Below are 19,221 nucleotides of genomic sequence, written 5' to 3'. Positions count from 1 at the left end.
CCGGACCAGGGCTTCGTTGTGAGCCGGCGCTTCAGGCAGCGCGGCTCGTTCCGACGCTCCGCTCAGACGTCGAAAGTTATTCGGGAACCACCAAGGCGGGGGTGTCCTTGCGGATGGTCTCACCCTTGAAGAAGCCTGGGCGCAGGCGGGCCATGACCAGCATGACGACGCCGCCCAGGGCCAGGATGCCGATGCCCAGGATGAATACCAGGCCAACGCCGCCGATTTCCGAGCCGCTGCCGAACTCCGGCGCCCAGCTGTCCACGGCGGTCTGGAAGAACACCAAGGTCAGCACCACGCCGCCCACCATGGGGAAGAGCAGGCGCATGAAGAAGTTGCGCACGCTGGAGAACAGGCTCTTGCGGAAGTACCAGGTGCAGGCGAAGGCCGTGAGCGCGTAGTAGAAGCAGATCATGAGGCCCAGGGCCATGATGGTGTCGTTCAGGACGTTTTCGCTGACGACCTTCATCACCGCGTAGAAACCACCGGAAATCACGCCGGCGGCAACGGTTGCATAACCGGGCGTGCCGAAGCGCTTGCTCACTGTTGAAAGGTTTTTCGGCAGGGCACCGTAGTGGCTCATGGCCAGCAGGCTTCGCGCCGGGGACGCCATGGTGGACTGCAGCGAAGAAGCGGTGCCCGAGAGCACGGCGAGGGACATCAGGATGGCCAGCGGGCCCATCACGGGAGAAGCCAAGGCTGCGAAGATGTTTGACTGGTTGTCCGGGTTGTTCAAGCCGATGCCATCGCTCCCGACGCCGGCAACCATCATGGTTGCCACGATCACGGCGATGTAGAGTCCAAGGACCGCCACCGCGGTGGTGGTTCCGGCCTTGCCGGCCGTTCCCTTTCCGCCCTTGGTCTCTTCGTTCAGCGTCAGGCAGACATCCCAGCCCCAGTAGACGAAGACGGCCAGGGACATTCCTGCGGCGAACTGTTCGAAGCTGCCGATCCCGGCGGGGTTGAACCAGTCCCAGCTGAAGGCGATCGCGGTGGGGGTGTCACCGGAGGCCACGTGCGTGATGGCCATGACAATGAAGATGCCCAGGACGACGATCTGGAAGCCGACCATGCTGTACTGCACCAGCTTGGTGGCCTGCAAGCCGCGGTAGCTGACCCACACGGCCAGGGCCACGAAGGCAAGGCAAGTTGCGATGTTCAGTGGCGTGTTGGAGGTCAGGTCCGCCAGTTCCGGATTGCCGAACACCTGGGCGAGGAAGAGGTAGAAGAAGTCCACTGCCACGCCGGCGAGGTTGGAGAGCACGATGATGTTGGCGGCCAGCAGGCCCCATCCGCCCATCCAGCCGACCCATGGGCCGAAGGCCTTGGTGGCCCAGGTGAAGGTGGTGCCGCTGTCGGGCGAATCGGCGTTGAGCTCCCGGTAGGCGAAAGCCATCAGGATCATGGGAACAAACGCGAGGATGAAGATGGCGGGCAGCTGCAGGCCAACTGCATCTGCGGCCGGACCGAGCGAACTGGTCAGGCTGTACGCCGGGGCAACCGATGAAATGCCGAGGACGACGACGGCGAGCAGGCCGAGCTGCCCCGTCTTCAGTCCTTTGCCACTGATTTTGTGCGCCGAGCCGGCGGCTTTGCCGTCACGGTTGATTGTCTGGCTCATGTGGGCCCTTTCTAGCTGGCCGTGCGCAGTCGGGGGAGGACGAAGATTGCCGCGCGGCCATTGAGACAAGAATCACTAAATGAATAGCGTTCATTTAGTATGGACGCAGAGGAGCTCCAATGCAAGCTGGATCACAATTTTGTTTGTTTGTTTGGGTGCTGCAGCCGGCCTCAGAAGGCCCGGGCCGAGTTCTTCGGCGCGGAATCAGGCCTGGTTTTCCGTGGGAAAAGCGACGCCTTCGCCCACCACCCGCAGGCACAGTTCCGTTCCCGGCTTGGTGATGGAGGCGTTCCAATGCCGGATGGTGATGACTTCCCCGCCGCCCGGGAACCGGTGGTCGGAACCGGCGCCGGGCCGCGGGGCCAGGCGGATCCGGACGGTCGTTTCCGGGCCGAAGTAGTCGGTGTCCACCACGACGCCGCGGATCGGGCCGTCGGGCGCGATCCGGATCTGTTCGGGCCGGAGCATCAGTTGCACGGCTCCTTGTGCCGGCGGGCGGCGCACCGGAATGCCGCCCAGGGAGCAGGTCGCCAGTGAGCCCTCCATCCAGGCGTCCAGGATGACGGCATCGCCGAGGAACTCGGCGGTGGCGCGGTCCGCCGGCCGGGTGTAGACCACGAAGGGGTTGCCGATCTGTGCCAGCTTTCCGCCGCGCATGATCGCTACCTGGTCGGCGAAGGAGAGTGCCTCGGCCTGGTCGTGGGTGACAAGGATGGTGGTGACGCCGGCTTCGCTCAGGACGTTGGCCACGGCCCTGCGGGTAGCGACCCGGAGGCCTGCGTCGAGGGCCGAAAACGGCTCGTCGAGCAGCATCAGCTCGGGCTTGCGCGCCAGGGCGCGGGCCAGGGCGATGCGCTGCTGCTGGCCGCCGGACAGTTGGTGCGGGCGACGTTTCTCCATGGCGGGATCGAGGGAAACCATTTCGAGCAGTTCGGCCACCCGTGCGCGCACGGCGCGGCGGCCGCCGTCGAGCGCTGAGTGGTCAAGCCCGAAGGAGATGTTCTGCCCCACGGTCAGGTGCGGGAACAGCGCGCCGTCCTGCGCGACATAGCCCACGTGACGCTTGTGGGCCGGCTGCCAGGCACCGTTGCCGGCCACCTGCCTGCCGTTGAGGCGGATCGAACCTGTGTCCGGGTGCTCGAAACCGGCAATCAGGCGCAGCAGGGTGGTCTTGCCCGAGCCCGAGGGGCCGACGATCGCGGTGGTTCCACCCTTGGCGACCGAGAGGTTGACGCCCTTCAAAACAGCCTGGGCGCCGAAGTTCTTGGTGACGTCCGTGATGTCCAGGTGCGGATCGGTGGTCGAGGCGATGGCCGGGGCGATGCGCGGAGCGGGAAGTCTGGAAGGGGATTGTTCGGTCACTGTCCGGCCACTTTCTTGGACTGTTGGAAAAGCAGGTAGGTCATCGGTGCCGAGAGCAGGATCATCAGCAGCGCGTAGGGAGCGGCGCCGGAGTAGTCGATCTCGCTGCTCTTGCTCCAGAACTCGGTGGCGAGCGTGCTGGTGCCGTTGGGGGACAGGAGCAGGGTTGCCGTCAGCTCGTTCACGATCGCCAGGAACACCAGCGCCGCGCCGCCGGCGGCGGCCGGCGCGCTCAGTCGCAGGGTCACCCTCAGGAACGCCACCCACGGCGACTTGCCGAGCGAACGGGCGGCTTCGTCAAGTTCCTTGGGCGCCTGGGCCAGCCCGGAACGGAGGTTCACCAGGGAACGGGGCAGGAACAACAGCACGTAGGCGGCGATGAGGAGCCCGGCGGTCTGGTAGACACCAGGCACCAGCCGGATGCCGATGGTCACGAACGCCAGGCCCACCACGATTCCGGGCAGCGAACTGGTGATGTAGTTGGAAAGCTCAAGGGCCTTGCTGAACCATCCCGGGTTCCGCACCGCGAGGTACGCCAGGGGGAACGCCACCAGGGTGGTCACCAAGGCGCCGGCGAGGCCATAGCCAAGGGTCTGCAGCAAGGCCGGGACGAACTCGGCGGCATTCCAGATCGCGTTTCCGCCAAGCAGGACCCAGCGCAGCACCAGCCCGCACGGCAGGCCGAACGCGAGCACGGTGAGGGCAAGCAGGGCCAATTGCGCAGGCAGCTGGAACACGCCGAGCCGCAGGCGGAGGGCCTTGGCCTGTGCGCCGGAGCCGATGCGGGCGTAGCGGGCCGTTCCGCGGCTGCGCACCTCCAGCACCAGCAGGCCCAGGCAGAAGAGCACCAGCACGCTTGCCAGCATGTTCCCGGCGGTGCCGTTGAAGGTCGATTGGAACTGGGTCATGATCGCCGTGGTGAAGGTGTCGAAGCGGATCATCGCGAATGCGCCGTATTCGGACAGCAGGTGGAGGGCCACCAGCAACGCCCCGCCGGTCATGGCAATCCTCAGCTGCGGCAGCACCACCCGGAAGAACACGGCCCACGGGCCCAGCCCCAGGGAAGCTGCGGACTGCTCGATCGCCGGATCCAGCCGCCCCAGCATCGCGGCGGCCGGAATGTAGACCAGCGGGAAGTAGGAAAGGGTTGCGATCAGGACCCCGGACCCGATGCCCTCCAGCGAAGGCACGGCGGAAACCCAGGCGTAGCTGTTGACGAACGCCGGGATGGCCAGCGGCGCGGCCAGGGCGACCGCCCACACGCGGTGCCCGCGCAGCGCGGTCCGCTCCACCAGCCAGGCGCCGCCGACGCCCAGCACCAGGCACAGCGGAACCGTGAACAGGATCAGCAGGACCGTGTTCCCCAGCAGTTCACCTACCCGGGGCCGGAAGATGAGCCCGACGGCGGTGTCCCAGCCGGTGGCTGCGGTCATGTAGGCGACGTAGCCCAGCGGCAGGAGCGAGAAGAGCGCGATCAGGACCGCGGTGACGGAAAGTGCTGGAACGCCGAAAGGCGGGCGAGGGCGCTTGCCCCTGCCCGCCGTCGTCGTGCTTCCCTGGGAGACGGAAGCCGATGGAACGGTACTCACGGAATTAGAGGAGCCCCGCCTCGGTCATCATGTCGGTGACCTTCTTGGAGTTCAGCTTGGCCGGATCAACGGTGGGAGCCTCGAGTTCCTTGACCGGGACGAGCTTGCTGTTGGCATCGACGCCGGACGCGATGGCGTACTCGAAGGAAGTGCCGTCCTTGAGGATTGCCTGGCCCTTCTTGCCGGTGATGAACTTCAGGAACGCCTGTGCCTTCGCGGCGTTCTTCGAGGACTTCAGCACGCCGCCGCCGGAGATCGAAAGGAAGGCGCCCGGGTCCTGGTTCTTGAAGTAGTACGGGGTAACGTTCTTGGAGTTCTCGCCGGTCTTGGCCTGGTCGCCGTAGTAGTAGTAGTGGTAGATCAGGGCGGCGTCCACCTCGCCGGCATTGACGGCCTTCATGGCGGTGTTGTTGCCCTTGTACGCCTTGGCGTTTTCCTTCATGCCCTTGAGCCATTCCTTGGTGGCGGCTTCGCCCTTGAGCTCGAGCAGGGCGGAGACGATCGCCTGGAAGTCGGCGCCGGACGGGGAAGCGGACCACTTGCCCTTCCACTCAGGCTTCGCCAGGTCCAGCATCGACTTGGGCAGCTTGTCCTCGCTGATCTTGTTCTTGTCGTAGACCAGCACGGTGGAGCGGGCGGCGATGCCGGTCCACTTGCCCGTCGAGGGGCGGAACTCCGCGGGGACCTGGGCGAGGGTTGCCTTGTCGACGTCGGCAAAAAGACCGGCGTTCTCCACCTGCGCCATCGCGGGGGAGTTTTCCGTGAGGAAGACGTCGGCGGGAGAGGCCGCGCCTTCCTGGATGATCTGGTTGGACATTTCGGTGTCCGAGCCCTGGCGCACGGTGACCGTGATGCCGGTCTCCTTGGTGAACTCGTCGACCCATTCCTTGGTCAGGCTCTCGTGCTGTGCGTTGTAGACCGTGATGTCGGTAGGACCGGCCGGGCTGCTGCTCTCTGCGGACGGGGTGGAGCCGCCGCAGGCGGCCAGGCTGAGGGCAGCGGCGGCGGCGAGGGCAATGCCGGCCAGCGCGTTCTTGCGGATCATGGATGCTACTTTCTGCGAACAGGAGCCGTGGGGCTGCGGAGCCAAGGAAAGCTGCCCAAAATTAGGGTAGCCAAACCTTTCAACCCACCAAGCATGCCTGAACCGCCGCACATTACGCAAAGTTGTCGTGACGTAATACCGGCTACTTGCCCTGAAGCTCCCCGAGCAGGGCCTGGACCTTGCCCTGGATCTCGTCCCGCAACAGCCGCATGCGTTCCATGCCGTCGCTGCCCCTCGCGGAGGGCTCATCCGTGATCCAGTTTTCGAAGCGTGCGCTGCCGCGGGGTTCGAGTTTCGCGTTCGTGCCCAGGACCACTACGACGTCGGCGGCCTCCAGGGCCTCGTCCGTGATGGCCTTGGGGTGGGCCCCGGCCATGTCGATTCCGAGCTCGGCCAGCGATTCCATTGACTCCGCGTTCAGTTCGCCGCCGGGCCTGGTGCCGCAGGAATGCACATCGATGGCTTCGCCCGCGAGCTCGCGCATCAATGCGGCTGCCATCTGGGACTTGCCCCCGTTCGTGCTGCAGACAAACAGGACACCGGGCTTCTTGGGCGTTTCACTCATGCGGGCAATTCTTCCCTGCTTTCGGCGCGCTCAGGAATGCGTGGGTTCCTCCACCAGTGCCGTAGCGATGCTGTCGGCGTCCTCCAGTGCCGCAAGGTAGCGTTCGGCGTCCAAGGCCGCGGCGCACCCGGTGCCCGCGGCGGTGATGGCCTGCCGGTAGCGGTGGTCCACGGCGTCACCGCAGGCAAAGACGCCGCGGAGGTTGGTGACGGTGGTGGGGGAAACGACCTTGATGTAGCCCTCGGCGTCCAGATCCACCTGTCCTGTGAGCAGTTCCGTCCGCGGCACGTGACCGATCGCCACGAAGATCCCGGTGGCCGCCTGTTCCCTCTTCCGGCCGCTGCGGGTATCGCTCAGGGTGACGCCGGTGACCTTCGCGTTGCCGTGGATGGCGGTGACCGCGGAATTCCAGGCGAAGCTGATCTTCGGGTTGTCCTTGGCGCGCTGGGCCATGATCCGGGAGGCACGCAGCTCATCGCGCCGCACGACGACGGTCACGGACTTCGCGAAGCGTGTCAGGAACGTGGCCTCCTCCATGGCGGAATCGCCGCCGCCCACCACGAGGATGTCCTGTTCCCGGAAGAAGAAGCCGTCGCAGGTGGCGCACCAGGAGACGCCGTGGCCGCTGAGCTTCTTTTCCTCGGGGAGGCCGAGTTCCTTGTACGCCGAGCCGGTGGCGAGGATGACGGCGGGTGCCTCGTACGTCTCCCCGGCTCCGGTGGCCACGCGCTTGAGGTGGGGTTTGAGCTCCAGCGAAACGGCGTCGTCGAACACTATCCTGGCGCCGAACCTCTCGGCCTGTTCCTGGAGTCCGTCCATGAGTTCGGGGCCCTGGATGCCGCCCGGGAACCCCGGGAAGTTCTCCACCTCGGTGGTGTTCATGAGGGCGCCGCCGGCGGTCACGGAACCGGCGACGACCAGCGGTTCCAGCCCGGCGCGGGCAGCGTAGATTGCGGCGGTGTAGCCGGCGGGGCCGGACCCGATGATGATCAGCTGTTCGGTGCTCATGGTGCCAGTGGAGCAAGAACCGGCCGCCCGATCAAGGGTTGTGGGGGATGATGTAAACCATGCCGCGTAAACCTGTTGCCCGGGACGCCGTCCTGGATGCCTTCGAAGCCCTCCTGATCGATGTGGGGGAGCGGGCTGCCACCCTGGATGCCGTCGCCAAGCGCGCCGGGGTCTCCAAGGGCGGGCTGCTCTACCACTTTCCGACCAAGGAAGCGATGATCGCCGCCCTGCTTGAGCGGCTCGACCGGCTGGCCGAAGCGGACATCGACGCGATGAAGTCCGCCTCGGAGGGGGCGGCGGCGTACTTCATCAAGTCCTCGCTCTGGGACGACACCCCCATGGACCGCGTTTTTGTGGCCGCGACGCGGCTGGCCGAAGTGGCCCACGAGGAGACCCGCCGGCGCTTCGCGGGAATCCAGCAGCAATGGTTGGACGTGCTCGCCGATGAGATCGGCCCGGAACTGGCCAAGGCCGTCCGATACATGGGCGACGGGCTGTACTTCAACGCAATGCTCGAAGGCAGCCACGGAGGGGCTGCCGCCCACCGGCAGGCCGACGTCGATGCCCTCCTCGCCGCCGTCGAGCTCCTCCGCAGGGGCTGACGCCGGTACCGCCGGCCGCCGCCGCAGGGCGGCCGGGGAATACATTTGCGAACATGTCCCCTCCATAGGACAATTGAGCCTTGTGGCAACCATCACGGCTTGCCGCAAGCAGTAAGACACACAAGTGAATATGCCTCTGATCTGCGGCGGGAGAGTCCTGCAGACAAGTGATGCAGGCGCCGTAGGAGCAAATCCTCCCCAGGAATCTCTCAGGCCCATGTACCGCCGCACCAAGGCAACTCTGGAAAGCAGCACGCTGTCCACGTGACCAAGACATAGCTCATGGCACACGGCAACGGGCTCACCGACGGTGCAAGCAGACTCGTCTGCGGAATCTCTCAGGTCCAAGACAGAGCGGGGAGGAACCCAAACCACTGTGGCGTACCCAGCGCCCCTTCGCTAATGGAGTTCCTTCGTGACTGTTAGTTCAGCATCAACCACTTTCGTGGACCGGCATATAGGCGCCCGCCGCCAGGCCGACATCGACCACATGCTCAAGACTGTCGGCTATGACAGTGTGGATTCCCTGGTTGACACCGCGGTTCCCAACGACATCCGTCAGGAATCCCCCCTCTCCCTTGGCAAGGCCCTGAGCGAGGTCGAGGTGCTGGCTGAGCTGCGCAGGCTCGCCGCCAAGAACAAGACCGCCGTCCAGATGATCGGCCAGGGCTACTACGACACCGTGACTCCTCCGGTGATCCGCCGCAACATCCTCGAAGCCCCCGCCTGGTACACCGCCTACACCCCCTACCAGCCGGAAATCTCCCAGGGCCGCCTCGAAGCCCTCCTGAACTTCCAGACCATGGTGGAGGACCTCACCGGCCTGCCCATCGCCAACGCCTCCCTGCTGGACGAAGCCACCGCCGTCGCCGAGGCCGTGCTGCTCATGCGCCGGGCGAACAAGAACAAGGCCGCAGCCGCCGGCAAGACCGTTGTGGATGCGGACGTCCTGCCGCAGACCATCGCGATCGTGCAGGGCCGCGCCGAGGCGCTCGGCTTTGAGGTTGAGGTCGCGGACCTCTCCCAGGGCCTGCCCGACGGCGACATCAACGGCATCGTGCTGCAGCAGCCCGGCGTGTCCGGCCGGGTCTGGGACCAGACCGGCGTCATCGCCGCCGCCAAGGAGCGTGGCGCCCTCGTCACCGTCGCTGCCGACCTGCTGGCCCTGACCCTGATCACCCCTCCTGGCGAGCAGGGCGCCGACATCGCCGTCGGCACTGCACAGCGCTTCGGCGTCCCGCTGTTCTTCGGTGGTCCGCACGCCGCCTACATGGCCGTGCACAAGGGCCTCGAGCGCCAGCTGCCGGGCCGGATCGTGGGTGTGTCCAAGGACAGCGCCGGCGTCCCGGCCTACCGCCTGGCCCTGCAGACCCGCGAGCAGCACATCCGCCGCGAGAAGGCCACCTCCAACATCTGCACCGCGCAGGCGCTGCTGGCCATCACCGCCTCGATGTACGCCGTCTACCACGGCCCCGACGGCCTGAAGGCCATCGCCGAAACCGTGCACGGCAACGCCCGCACCCTGGCTGCCACCCTGCAGGCTGCCGGCCGCGAACTGACCAGCGAGTCCTTCTTCGACACCATCACCGTCAAGGTGCCCGGCAAGGCCGAACAGGTCATCGCCGCCGCCGAGGCCCGCGGCATCAACCTGCGCCGCATCGACGCCGACACCGTTGGCGTCTCCGTGGATGAAACCACGACGCCGGAGGTCCTCTCCGCCGTCGCCGTCGCCTTCGGTGCCGGCCCCCTGCTTTCCGCCGCTGAGGACGGGGGTTCCGCACTCGAGCTGCCCGCCGCCGTCGTGCGCAGCTCCGACTACCTGCAGCACCCGGTGTTCAACACCCACCGCTCCGAGACCCAGCTGCTGCGCTACATCCGCAAGCTCTCGGACCGCGACCTGGCGTTGGACCGCACCATGATCCCGCTGGGCTCGTGCACCATGAAGCTGAACGCCACGGCCGAGATGGAAGCCATCTCCTGGCCGGAATTCGCCTCGATCCACCCCTTCGCCCCGGAATCCCAGACGGCCGGCTGGCGTGATCTGATCGAGGGCCTGGAGGCGGACTTGTCCACCATCACCGGCTACGACCAGGTCTCCATCCAGCCCAACGCCGGCTCCCAGGGCGAACTCGCCGGCCTGCTGGCCATCCGCGGCTACCACCTCTCCCGCGGCGACGAGCAGCGCAACGTCTGCCTCATCCCGGCCTCGGCCCACGGCACCAACGCCGCGTCCGCCGTTCTGGCCGGCATGAAGGTCGTAGTGGTCGCCACCACCGCCGAAGGCCTCATCGACCACGAGGACCTGCAGGCCAAGATCGATGCCAACAAGGACGTGCTGTCCTGCATCATGATCACCTACCCGTCCACCCATGGCGTGTACGACGGCGACGTCCGCGAAGTCTGCGACGCCGTGCACGCTGCGGGCGGCCAGGTCTACGTCGACGGCGCGAACCTCAACGCCCTCGTCGGCCTGGCCCAGCCCGGCAAGTTCGGCGGCGACGTGTCGCACCTGAACCTGCACAAGACCTTCTGCATCCCGCACGGCGGCGGCGGCCCCGGCGTCGGCCCGGTCGCAGCCAAGGCCCACCTGGCCCCGTTCATGCCCGGCGACGCCACCAAGGCCGCACACGAGGAAGGCCACGGCGTGGCGATCTCGGCCTCGCGCTACGGCTCCGCCGGCGTGCTGCCGATTTCCTGGGCCTACGTGAAGCTCATGGGCGGCGAAGGCCTCACCGAAGCCACCAAGTCCGCGCTGCTGGCCGCCAACTACGTGGCCGCCCGCCTCAACGAGTACTTCCCGGTGCTCTACACCGGCGAAGGCGGACTCGTGGCCCACGAGTGCATCCTGGACCTGCGCGAGCTCACCTCCCGCACCGGAGTCACCGCCGAGGACGTGGCCAAGCGCCTCATCGACTTCGGCTTCCACGCACCCACCCTGGCCTTCCCGGTGGCCGGCACCCTGATGGTCGAACCCACCGAGTCCGAGGACCTGGGCGAGATCGACCGCTTCATCGAAGCCATGATCACCATCCGCGCCGAAATCGAACAGGTCGCCGCAGGCGACTTCACGGTGGAGGACTCCCCGCTGCGCAACGCACCGCACACCGCGGCCGCCGTCGTGTCTACCGACTGGAAGCGCGAATATCCGCGCGAGCAGGCCGTGTTCCCGGTCAGGTCGCTCAAGCAGGACAAGTACTTCCCGCCGGTCGGACGCATCGACGGCGCAGCAGGCGACCGCAACCTGGTCTGCTCCTGCCCGCCTCTCGAATCGTTCGAAAACTAAGTCCGCGCTGACTTCCCAAAGGACATTCATATGAGCAAGCACACTGCCCTTTACGCCACGCATGAGGCACTCGGGGCTTCCTTCACGGACTTCGGTGGCTGGCAGATGCCCCTGAAGTACTCCTCCGAACTGGCCGAGCACCACGCCGTCCGCCAGGCCGCGGGCCTCTTCGACCTCTCTCACATGGGCGAGGTCTGGGTCACCGGCCCGGACGCCGGGGCGTTCCTGGACTATGCGCTGGTGGGCAAGCTGTCCGCGATCGCGGACGGCAAGGCGAAGTACTCGCTGATCTGCAACGCCGACGGCGGGATCATCGACGACCTGATCTCCTACCGTTTCGGTGCGGAGAAGTACCTCGTGGTCCCCAACGCGGGCAACGCACCCACCGTCGCGGCCGAGCTCGCACAGCGCTCCGAGGGCTTCGACGTCGTCGTGGAGAACGTCTCCGAGGCCATGTCCCTCATCGCCGTGCAGGGCCCGAACGCCGAGGCCATCCTGCTCAAGCTCACGGACGACTCCCAGCACGAGCTGGTCACCGGCTTGAAGTACTACGCCTTCAACGAGGTCACCGTGGCCGGCCACGAGGTCATCCTGGCCCGCACCGGCTACACCGGCGAAGACGGCTTCGAACTGTTCCTGCCGAACGAAGGCGCCGCTGCACTGTGGGCTTCGATCACCGAGGCCGGCGCCGGCCTGGGCCTGATCCCGTGCGGCCTGGCCTGCCGCGACTCGCTGCGCCTGGAAGCCGGCATGCCGCTCTACGGCAACGAGCTCTCCCTCGAAGGCAACCCCTTCGCGGCCGGCCTCGGCCCCGTGGTGGCACTGTCCAAGGAAGGCGACTTCGTCGGAAAGGAAGGCCTGGCCGCGCTCAAGGCCGAGGGCGCCGGGACGACCTCCGGCCGCCGCCTGGTGGGCCTGAAGGGCCTGGGCCGGCGCGCCGCACGCGGACACTACCCGGTCCTGAAGGACGGTGCGGTGATCGGTGAGGTGACCTCCGGCCAGCCGTCCCCGACCCTTGGTTACCCGGTGGCGATGGCGTATGTCGACGTCGAGCATTCCGAAATCGGCACCGCCCTGGAAGCCGACCTGCGTGGCAAGGCCGAGCCCTTCGAAGTCATCGCGCTGCCGTTCTACAAGCGCGCCAAGTAGGGTTGAGGGCCGGGCGGCAAGCCCCGTCCGGCCCCACCGCCCCTTTGATTTTTCAGACGACTGATTTTTCAGGAACGAACGTAAAGGAAAGAACATGGCAAAAGTTGCAGCTGGTCTCCAGTACTCGGAGGAACACGAATGGGTTGCCCGTGAAGACGGCAACGTTGTGTCCGTAGGAATCTCCGCCGTGGCCACCGACGCCCTCGGCGACATCGTCTACGTCGACCTGCCCGAGGTCGGCTCCACCGTGACCGCAGGTGAAACCTGCGGCGAGGTCGAGTCCACCAAGTCCGTGTCCGACCTGTACTCCCCGGTCACCGGCGAGGTTACGGAACTGAACACGGCCGCCGTCGACGATCCCGCAGTGATCAACAGCGACCCCTACGGCACCGGCTGGCTCTTCAAGGTTGCGGCCGTTTCCGACGGCCCGCTGCTCTCCGCCGAAGAGTACGCCGCAAAGAACGGTGGCGAACTGTGAGCGCCGCAGCAGCCACCGCTTTCGAGCAGGTCGTCTCACCGTCCCTCAATGCCGCGCTGTCCGAGCTCGACCCGGAAATCGCCGCGAAGATCGACGACGAACTGAGCCGCCAGCGCGCCGGCCTGGAAATGATCGCCTCGGAGAACCACACCGCCGTGGCCGTCATGCAGGCACAGGGCTCCGTGGTGACCAACAAGTACGCCGAGGGCTACCCGGGCAAGCGCTACTACGGCGGCTGCGAGCACGTGGACGTCATCGAGCAGCTGGCCATCGACCGTGTGAAGGCGCTGTTCGGCGCCGAGTACGCGAACGTGCAGCCACACTCCGGTGCGCAGGCGAACGCCTCCGTGATGCACGCCCTGATCAAGCCGGGCGACACCATCATGGGCCTCAATCTGGCCCACGGCGGCCACCTGACCCACGGCATGCGCATCAACTTCTCCGGCAAGCTGTACAACGTGGTGCCCTACGGCGTGCGTGAAGACAGCCACACCGTGGACATGGCCGAGGTCGAGGCCCTGGCCCTGGAACACAAGCCGGCCCTGATCGTTGCCGGCTGGTCCGCTTATGCCCGCCAGCTGGACTTCGCCGAGTTCCGCCGCATCGCGGACCTCGTCGGTGCCTACCTGATGGTGGACATGGCGCACTTCGCCGGCCTCGTCGCCGCCGGGCTGCACCCGAGCCCGGTTCCGCACGCCCATGTCACCACCTCCACCACGCACAAGACCCTCGCCGGTCCGCGCGGCGGCATCATCCTGACGAACGACGCCGAGGTCGCCAAGAAGATCAACAGCGCCGTCTTCCCGGGACAGCAGGGCGGCCCGCTGGAGCACGTGATCGCCGGCAAGGCCGTGGCCTTCAAGATCGCCGCTTCGGAGGAGTTCAAGGAGCGTCAGGCCCGCGTGCTGGCCGGTTCCCGGATCCTGGCCGAGCGCCTGGTCCAGCCGGACGTCGCGGCCAAGGGCATTTCCGTGGTTTCCGGCGGCACCGACGTGCACCTGGTGCTGGTGGACCTGCGCAACTGCGAACTGGACGGCCAGCAGGCCGAAGACCGGCTCGCCGCGATCGACATCACCGTCAACCGCAACGCCGTGCCGTTCGACCCGCGCCCGCCGATGGTCACCTCCGGCCTGCGCATCGGTACCCCGGCGCTGGCCACCCGCGGTTTCGGCGAAGCGGCCTTCCGTGAAGTCGCGGACATCATCGCCGAGGCCCTGATCGCCGACGCCGATGCCGACCTTTCCGGACTGCGTCACCGCGTCGAAGCCCTGGCTGAAGCGCACCCGCTCTACCCGGCTGTCGCCAACCTCGGCTGACAACCACCCCTTCCAAGCCCACAGCATGTCGCTCCGAACGAGGTGCTGTAGGTCGCCGTTGGGGCCGGTATCCGGAAGCGTGCGTCCAAGGGAGCGTCACGTCCGCGCAGCGGGCGTTTTCGCGACCGAGCACGCGGAGGATGCCGGTTCCAACGGAACCCCAGATGTAACCACCTAGTTAGGAACCGACCATGGCTGTTGGCGTCTTTGACCTCTTTACTGTTGGCCTTGGCCCTTCGAGCTCCCACACCGTGGGGCCGATGCGTGCTGCCGCGGTATTTGCGGAGGAGCTCAAGGAACGGGGCGTGCTCCCGCGCGTGGCGTCCCTGCGCGTGGACCTGTACGGTTCGCTGGCCGCCACCGGGCACGGCCACGGAACCATGACGGCCATCCTGCTCGGCTTGGAGGGCTACTACCCCGAGGTGATCCTCCCCGAAGAGGTCGAGGAACGCCTTGCCGCCATTGCCGAAACCGGCACCCTGCACCTGGCGGGCTCCCAGGACCCCGACGACGGCGTGGCCCTGCCGTATGGCGTGTCCGATATGGTGCTGCGCCCCTTGACCGTGCTGCCCCGCCACACGAACGGCATGACCTTCACCGTCAGCGACGCCGACGGCGAGGTGCTGCACACCGCCACGTTCTTCTCGGTGGGCGGTGGCTTCATTGTGCGCGAGGGCGAAGAGGACGCCGCGCAGAAGGAACTGGACGAGTCCAAGAAGGAACTCCCGCTGCCGTTCCGCACCGCCGCCGAACTGCTGGGCCGCTGCGCTTCGAAGGGCCTGGGCTTCTCCGGGATCATGCTGGTCAACGAGCTTGCCTCCCGTTCTGAAGAGGAAATCCGCGTGGGCCTGCTCCACATCTGGTCCGTCATGGAAAGCTGCGTCGAAAAGTCGATCAAGCGCGAAGGCGTGCTGCCCGGCGGGCTGAAGGTCCGCCGTCGGGCCCCCGACTGGCACGAGCGCCTCCTGAAGGAGGACAAGGACAACGACCCCAAGTACTGGCAGGAGTGGGTCAACCTGATCGCCCTTGCCGTGAACGAGGAGAACGCTTCCGGCGGCCGGGTGGTCACCGCGCCCACCAACGGCGCAGCCGGCATCATCCCGGCTGTGCTCTACTACGCCCTGCACTTCGCCCCGGGCATGGACAAGGCCACACAGGAGGACCGCGACGATGTCATCGTGAAGTTCCTGCTGGCGGCCGGTGCCGTGGGCGTGCTCTACAAAGAACAGGCTTCCATTTCCGGCGCCGAGGTGGGCTGCCAGGGCGAGGTCGGTTCGGCGTCGTCCATGGCCGCGGCAGGCCTGGCAGAGGTCATGGGAGGCACACCGGCGCAGGTGGAAAACGCCGCAGAAATCGCCATGGAGCACAACCTGGGCTTGACCTGCGACCCCATCGGCGGCTTGGTCCAGATTCCGTGCATCGAACGCAACGCGATCGCCGCAGCGAAGGCCATCAATGCCGCCAAGATGGCGCTGTGGGGTGACGGTTCTCACCGGGTGTCCCTGGACGAGGTCATCGTCACCATGCGGGAGACCGGCAAGGACATGAGCTCCAAGTACAAGGAAACCGCGATGGGCGGGCTCGCCGTCAACGTGGTGGAGTGCTGAGGCTGCCTACTGCCGCACCCTGTTTATTGTCCGAGCCCAGTGCCATGCTTTTCCCATGAGCGGGGGATACGACAGCAAGTTCTTGCGGGCCGGCCTTGAGCTGCCTAGTCCGTCGGTGACGACGATTCTTCTGGACTACACGCATTTCTCGGTGCGGTTCCGGCCGGACCGGAAACTTGCGGCGATTGTCGGGGTCAATATCAGCGGCAGGGAGCTGGATCCCCTGGCGCGCGAGGGCACCTGGCATTTCGATTCGCGGGTGCCGAAGGAGCAGCAAGCGGGGCCGGAGGTCTACAAGAACAACGCCTTCGACCGCGGGCACCTGGTGCGCCGCCTCGACCCGGTATGGGGGGATCCTGCAACGGCAAAGACCGCCAACCAGGACACCTTCGTCTTCACCAACGCGGCGCCCCAGATCGACGACTTCAACCAGGGCAAGCAGCTGTGGGTTGGGCTCGAGGACCACGTCCTGGAGCACGCAGACACCTTCGACGCCAAACTGAGTGTGTTCACAGGGCCGGTCCTGCGGGAGGATGACCCGCCGTACCGTGGCGTCAACGTACCGCGGAAATTCTGGAAGATCGCCGCCTGGACCAACGACGCCGAACTCGGTGCCGCGGGCTTCGTGGTGGACCAGACCCCGCTGCTGGAGAAGGTGGAGCTGGAAAAGGCCACCAAGGAGCGGCTTCTCGCGGATGAACCGCCACCGCTGGGGCCGTTCCGGACATTCCAGGTGCCTATCCAGGACATCGCAGGACTCACCGGCCTGCCGCTCGACGGTCTCGTCGACGCCGACCGCCTGGCCCGCGGGCAGCGCGAGCTTGGCCAGCGGCCCAAGGCCGTCCAGCTGGAGGCCCTTGATCAGATCCGGCTGTAGTGCCCGGTGCCGATAGACTTGGGGCTGCGCTTCTCCTGTACGCGACTGATTGGACACGGCCCCCTTGCGAGAATTCACCGCCCGCTTTGCCACTGCCGAGGAAATTGCCAACTGGGATGCCTTGGTGACTGCCAACCCGAACGGCGGCAACCTCCTGCAGTCCGAGGCCTTCGCCGAGGTGAAGCAGCACTACGGTTGGAAGCCCCTCCACCTGGTCTACGAAGGCCCGGACTACACCAGCTACAACCTGGTCCTGGAGAAGTCCTTTCCGATGCTGGGCAAGCTCTGGTACCTCATCAAGGGTCCGGACGTCGCCGAGGTGGCTGACATCGCGGGCATCGTGCGCGCCAACACCGAGTTCGTGAAGCGGAGCAGGGCCGGAGTGTTCGCCATCAAGATCGAGCCGGACATTGTGCTCTCCGATGAAGCCCGGGTGGCCATTGAGGCCACCGGACTGGTGAAGACGCCTAACCTGCAGCCGAACGATTCCACGGCGCTCCTGGACATCTCCTTGGACGAGCAGCCGCTGTTGCGCACCCTCCACTCCCGCGGCCGCAACGCCGTGCGCCGGGCCATCCGTGAAGGTGTCGAGGTGCTCAACGTGGATCCGACCGAGGAGAACTTCCGCGCGATGTACGGTCTGATGACCAACACGGTGGAGGCCAAGTCCCAGGTGCGGGTCCGCGAGTTCGACTACTACAACCGCTTTTGGACCAACTTCATCAAACGTGATCAGGGCCGGCTGCTGTTCGTCTACGAAGACGGCGTCCCTTCCGTGGGAGCCTTCGTGATCAACTACGGCCGCAAGGGCACCTACAAGGACGGCGGCTCCCTGCAGAAGCGCGGCCAGTACGGCGACTCCCACCTGGTGCAGTGGACCGCCATCAACCAGGTCAAGGAACTGGGCTGCACCGAGTACGACTTCTGCGGCACCCCGCCGGCGGACAAGGTCAAGGACAGCTCCCACCCGTTCCACGGCCTGGGCCTGTTCAAGACCAGCTTCAGCAAGACCGTCACCGACTTCGTGGGCTGCTACGACCAGGTGCTCAGCCCCCTGAAATACAAGCTCTGGACTGTGGCAGGGGAGCGGATTGCCCGCCAGCTCTACACGCGCCGCACCGGGCAGCAGTTCTACTAGAATCGCAGCAGCAGCACTCGCTGCACGGCCCTTGACGGCCACCGGACCTGGAGGAAGACCCGCTTGACCGACCGCAGTAAGAACCAGTCGGACGCAGGCAGCCGGCCACCGACGGACGGGCTGCCCAAGACCCAGCCGATCCGCCCTTCACAGGTACAGCAAAACATCAACGCGAGGCGTATGCTCCGGCGCTTGGTGCAGGGCGAGAACCCGCCCACGGCCCCCTTGAGCATCGTGGACCGGCTTGCCGGCAGCCCCTACGCGAACCCGACCATCCAAGTGGGCGGGATGGATGCCTCCGCACGGAAGACCGTTGACTTCGCGCTTCATCTGGCGGAGACAATGTTCCGGTATGGTGCCGGTGCCTTGGAAGTGGAGACCAGCATCATCGCGGTCACCGCCTCGCTGGGCCTGAAGTACATCGAAGTGGACATCACCAACCAGTCGGTGGCCATCAACTACTCACCCAAGGACCAGACACCCGTGACCCTGCTGCGGGTGGTGCGCTCCTGGACCAACAACTACGCCGGGCTGGCACAGGTGCACCAGTTGGTCACCGACATCGTGGCCGGGGGCGTCGGCAGGGACGAGGCCATCCGACGCCTGAACGACATCATCCGCAAGAGCAAACCCTTCCCGCGGTGGATGGTCACCGTCGCCTTCGGCGTGTTCGCCGCGGCCTTCGTCGGCGTGCTGGGCGGCGGGCCGGGCGCTTCCGCACTCGCCTTCGCCTCGAACCTGCTTGTCAGCCTCCTCGCCCGGCAGCTGGGCCGCTGGCGTACCCCCGACTTCTATGTGACCGCAGCCAGTGCATTCCTGGTGACCTTCATCGCCTTGATGCTGCGCTGGGCCGGAGCGGATATCGCGCCCTCGATCGTGGTGGCGGGCGGCATCCTGCTGCTCCTGCCGACGGGGCGCCTGGTCTCCTCGGTGCAGGACGCCATCAACGGCTTCCCGGTGACGGCGGCAGGACGTTTCCTGTCCACGATCCTGACGTTCGGCGCAATCGTCGCGGGCATCGCCGTCGCCGTGGTGCTTGGTGACCGCCTGGGCAGCGAGGCGATCGACGTCACCCAGACCTTTCCCGATGCCTATCCCTTGTGGATGCAGGCGGTTCTGATCGGGGTGGCGGTCGTGGCCATCGGCATTACGGAGCAGACCCAGCTCAAGTTGCTGCTCCCGACGGCGGCGGTCGGCCTGGTGGGCTTCTTCGTGCTCTGGGGAGCCTCGACGCTGGGGATGGGCTCCCGCCTGTCCCCGGCGCTTTCAGCGGTAGTGATCGGCCTCCTGGCGCGCATCGTGGCGCTGAAGCTGGGTGCGCCGCAGCTGGTTGTAGCCGTTCCGGCGGCGCTGATCCTCCTGCCCGGCCTGACAATATTCCGTTCCATGTATGTCTTGACCCTTGAGGAAGCGGACATCCTTGCCGGGGCCGGCGGCATGCTCAACGCCGGGGCAATCGTCCTCGCCACCGCCGCAGGAATCGTCCTGGGCGACAACCTGGCGCGTCCGCTGACCAAGAATCTGGCCAGCAACGAGCGGCGCCGGGTCCGGCGTCGCCGCTGACACTGCGGCGCTGAAGCC

15 protein-coding genes and 2 riboswitches are annotated in these 19,221 nt (G+C 66.4%); of the genes, 9 read left to right on the top strand and 6 right to left on the bottom strand.

Going from position 1 to position 19,221, the window contains the following annotated elements:
* Window positions 1–76: 76 nt before the first annotated feature.
* The 6 genes from ACNQPB_RS15840 to trxB all read right to left on the bottom strand — a co-directional run bounded on the left by ACNQPB_RS15840 (window position 77) and on the right by trxB (window position 7,190).
* Window positions 77–1,621 carry an APC family permease gene (locus ACNQPB_RS15840; RefSeq protein WP_498753306.1) on the bottom strand — a complete coding sequence of 515 codons (1,545 nt, stop codon included), beginning with the start codon at window positions 1,619–1,621 and terminating at the stop codon, window positions 77–79.
* Window positions 1,622–1,825: 204 nt separating this feature from the next.
* Window positions 1,826–2,983, bottom strand: coding sequence for an ABC transporter ATP-binding protein (locus tag ACNQPB_RS15835; RefSeq protein WP_498753304.1), 1,158 nt, complete (start codon window positions 2,981–2,983; stop codon window positions 1,826–1,828).
* Window positions 2,980–4,572, bottom strand: coding sequence for an ABC transporter permease (locus tag ACNQPB_RS15830; RefSeq protein WP_498753302.1), 1,593 nt, complete (start codon window positions 4,570–4,572; stop codon window positions 2,980–2,982). Before ACNQPB_RS15830 ends, ACNQPB_RS15835 begins: the two co-directional genes overlap by 4 nt.
* A 4-nt stretch (window positions 4,573–4,576) precedes the next feature.
* Window positions 4,577–5,617 carry an iron ABC transporter substrate-binding protein gene (locus tag ACNQPB_RS15825; RefSeq protein ID WP_498753300.1) on the bottom strand — a complete coding sequence of 347 codons (1,041 nt, stop codon included), beginning with the start codon at window positions 5,615–5,617 and terminating at the stop codon, window positions 4,577–4,579.
* Between the two features lie 142 nt (window positions 5,618–5,759).
* Window positions 5,760–6,182 carry an arsenate-mycothiol transferase ArsC gene (locus tag ACNQPB_RS15820; RefSeq protein ID WP_498753298.1) on the bottom strand — a complete coding sequence of 141 codons (423 nt, stop codon included), beginning with the start codon at window positions 6,180–6,182 and terminating at the stop codon, window positions 5,760–5,762.
* Between the two features lie 30 nt (window positions 6,183–6,212).
* A complete protein-coding gene (gene trxB, locus ACNQPB_RS15815; protein ID WP_498753296.1) occupies window positions 6,213–7,190 on the bottom strand; it encodes a thioredoxin-disulfide reductase in 978 nt (325 codons plus the stop codon).
* A gap of 59 nt (window positions 7,191–7,249) precedes the next feature.
* Here trxB and ACNQPB_RS15810 point away from each other — a divergent pair, with 59 nt between their 5' ends.
* From ACNQPB_RS15810 to ACNQPB_RS15770, 9 genes are all read left to right on the top strand, one after another.
* Window positions 7,250–7,792, top strand: a complete 543-nt coding sequence (locus tag ACNQPB_RS15810; protein ID WP_498753294.1) for a TetR/AcrR family transcriptional regulator — start codon at window positions 7,250–7,252, stop codon at window positions 7,790–7,792.
* A gap of 137 nt (window positions 7,793–7,929) precedes the next feature.
* Window positions 7,930–8,027: riboswitch (glycine riboswitch) on the top strand.
* 1 nt (window position 8,028) lies between these two features.
* Window positions 8,029–8,155: riboswitch (glycine riboswitch) on the top strand.
* Window positions 8,156–8,207: 52 nt separating this feature from the next.
* On the top strand, window positions 8,208–11,075 hold the full coding sequence (gene gcvP, locus ACNQPB_RS15805; protein WP_498753292.1) for an aminomethyl-transferring glycine dehydrogenase: 2,868 nt from the start codon (window positions 8,208–8,210) through the stop codon (window positions 11,073–11,075).
* 30 nt (window positions 11,076–11,105) lie between these two features.
* Window positions 11,106–12,224, top strand: coding sequence for a glycine cleavage system aminomethyltransferase GcvT (gene gcvT / locus ACNQPB_RS15800; protein ID WP_498753290.1), 1,119 nt, complete (start codon window positions 11,106–11,108; stop codon window positions 12,222–12,224).
* A 94-nt stretch (window positions 12,225–12,318) separates the two neighbouring features.
* Window positions 12,319–12,702 carry a glycine cleavage system protein GcvH gene (gene gcvH, locus ACNQPB_RS15795; protein ID WP_498753288.1) on the top strand — a complete coding sequence of 128 codons (384 nt, stop codon included), beginning with the start codon at window positions 12,319–12,321 and terminating at the stop codon, window positions 12,700–12,702.
* The gene (gene glyA / locus ACNQPB_RS15790) at window positions 12,699–14,018 is read left to right on the top strand and encodes a serine hydroxymethyltransferase (protein ID WP_498753286.1); all 1,320 of its coding nucleotides are present in this window, start codon (window positions 12,699–12,701) and stop codon (window positions 14,016–14,018) included. Before gcvH ends, glyA begins: the two co-directional genes overlap by 4 nt.
* A 191-nt stretch (window positions 14,019–14,209) precedes the next feature.
* Window positions 14,210–15,625 carry an L-serine ammonia-lyase gene (locus ACNQPB_RS15785; protein WP_498753284.1) on the top strand — a complete coding sequence of 472 codons (1,416 nt, stop codon included), beginning with the start codon at window positions 14,210–14,212 and terminating at the stop codon, window positions 15,623–15,625.
* A gap of 55 nt (window positions 15,626–15,680) precedes the next feature.
* Window positions 15,681–16,502: a DNA/RNA non-specific endonuclease gene (locus tag ACNQPB_RS15780; RefSeq protein ID WP_498753282.1), complete on the top strand. Its 822-nt coding sequence runs from the start codon at window positions 15,681–15,683 to the stop codon at window positions 16,500–16,502.
* A gap of 64 nt (window positions 16,503–16,566) precedes the next feature.
* Complete coding sequence (locus ACNQPB_RS15775) at window positions 16,567–17,640, top strand: lipid II:glycine glycyltransferase FemX (protein ID WP_498753280.1); 1,074 nt, start codon at window positions 16,567–16,569, stop codon at window positions 17,638–17,640.
* Between the two features lie 63 nt (window positions 17,641–17,703).
* Window positions 17,704–19,203 carry a threonine/serine exporter family protein gene (locus ACNQPB_RS15770; protein ID WP_498753278.1) on the top strand — a complete coding sequence of 500 codons (1,500 nt, stop codon included), beginning with the start codon at window positions 17,704–17,706 and terminating at the stop codon, window positions 19,201–19,203.
* Window positions 19,204–19,221: the final 18 nt, after the last annotated feature.

The organism is Curtobacterium sp. LFS079, from assembly GCF_047977865.1.
GTDB lineage: Bacteria > Actinomycetota > Actinomycetes > Actinomycetales > Micrococcaceae > Arthrobacter.
This window is presented reverse-complemented; position numbering and strand designations above follow the sequence as displayed.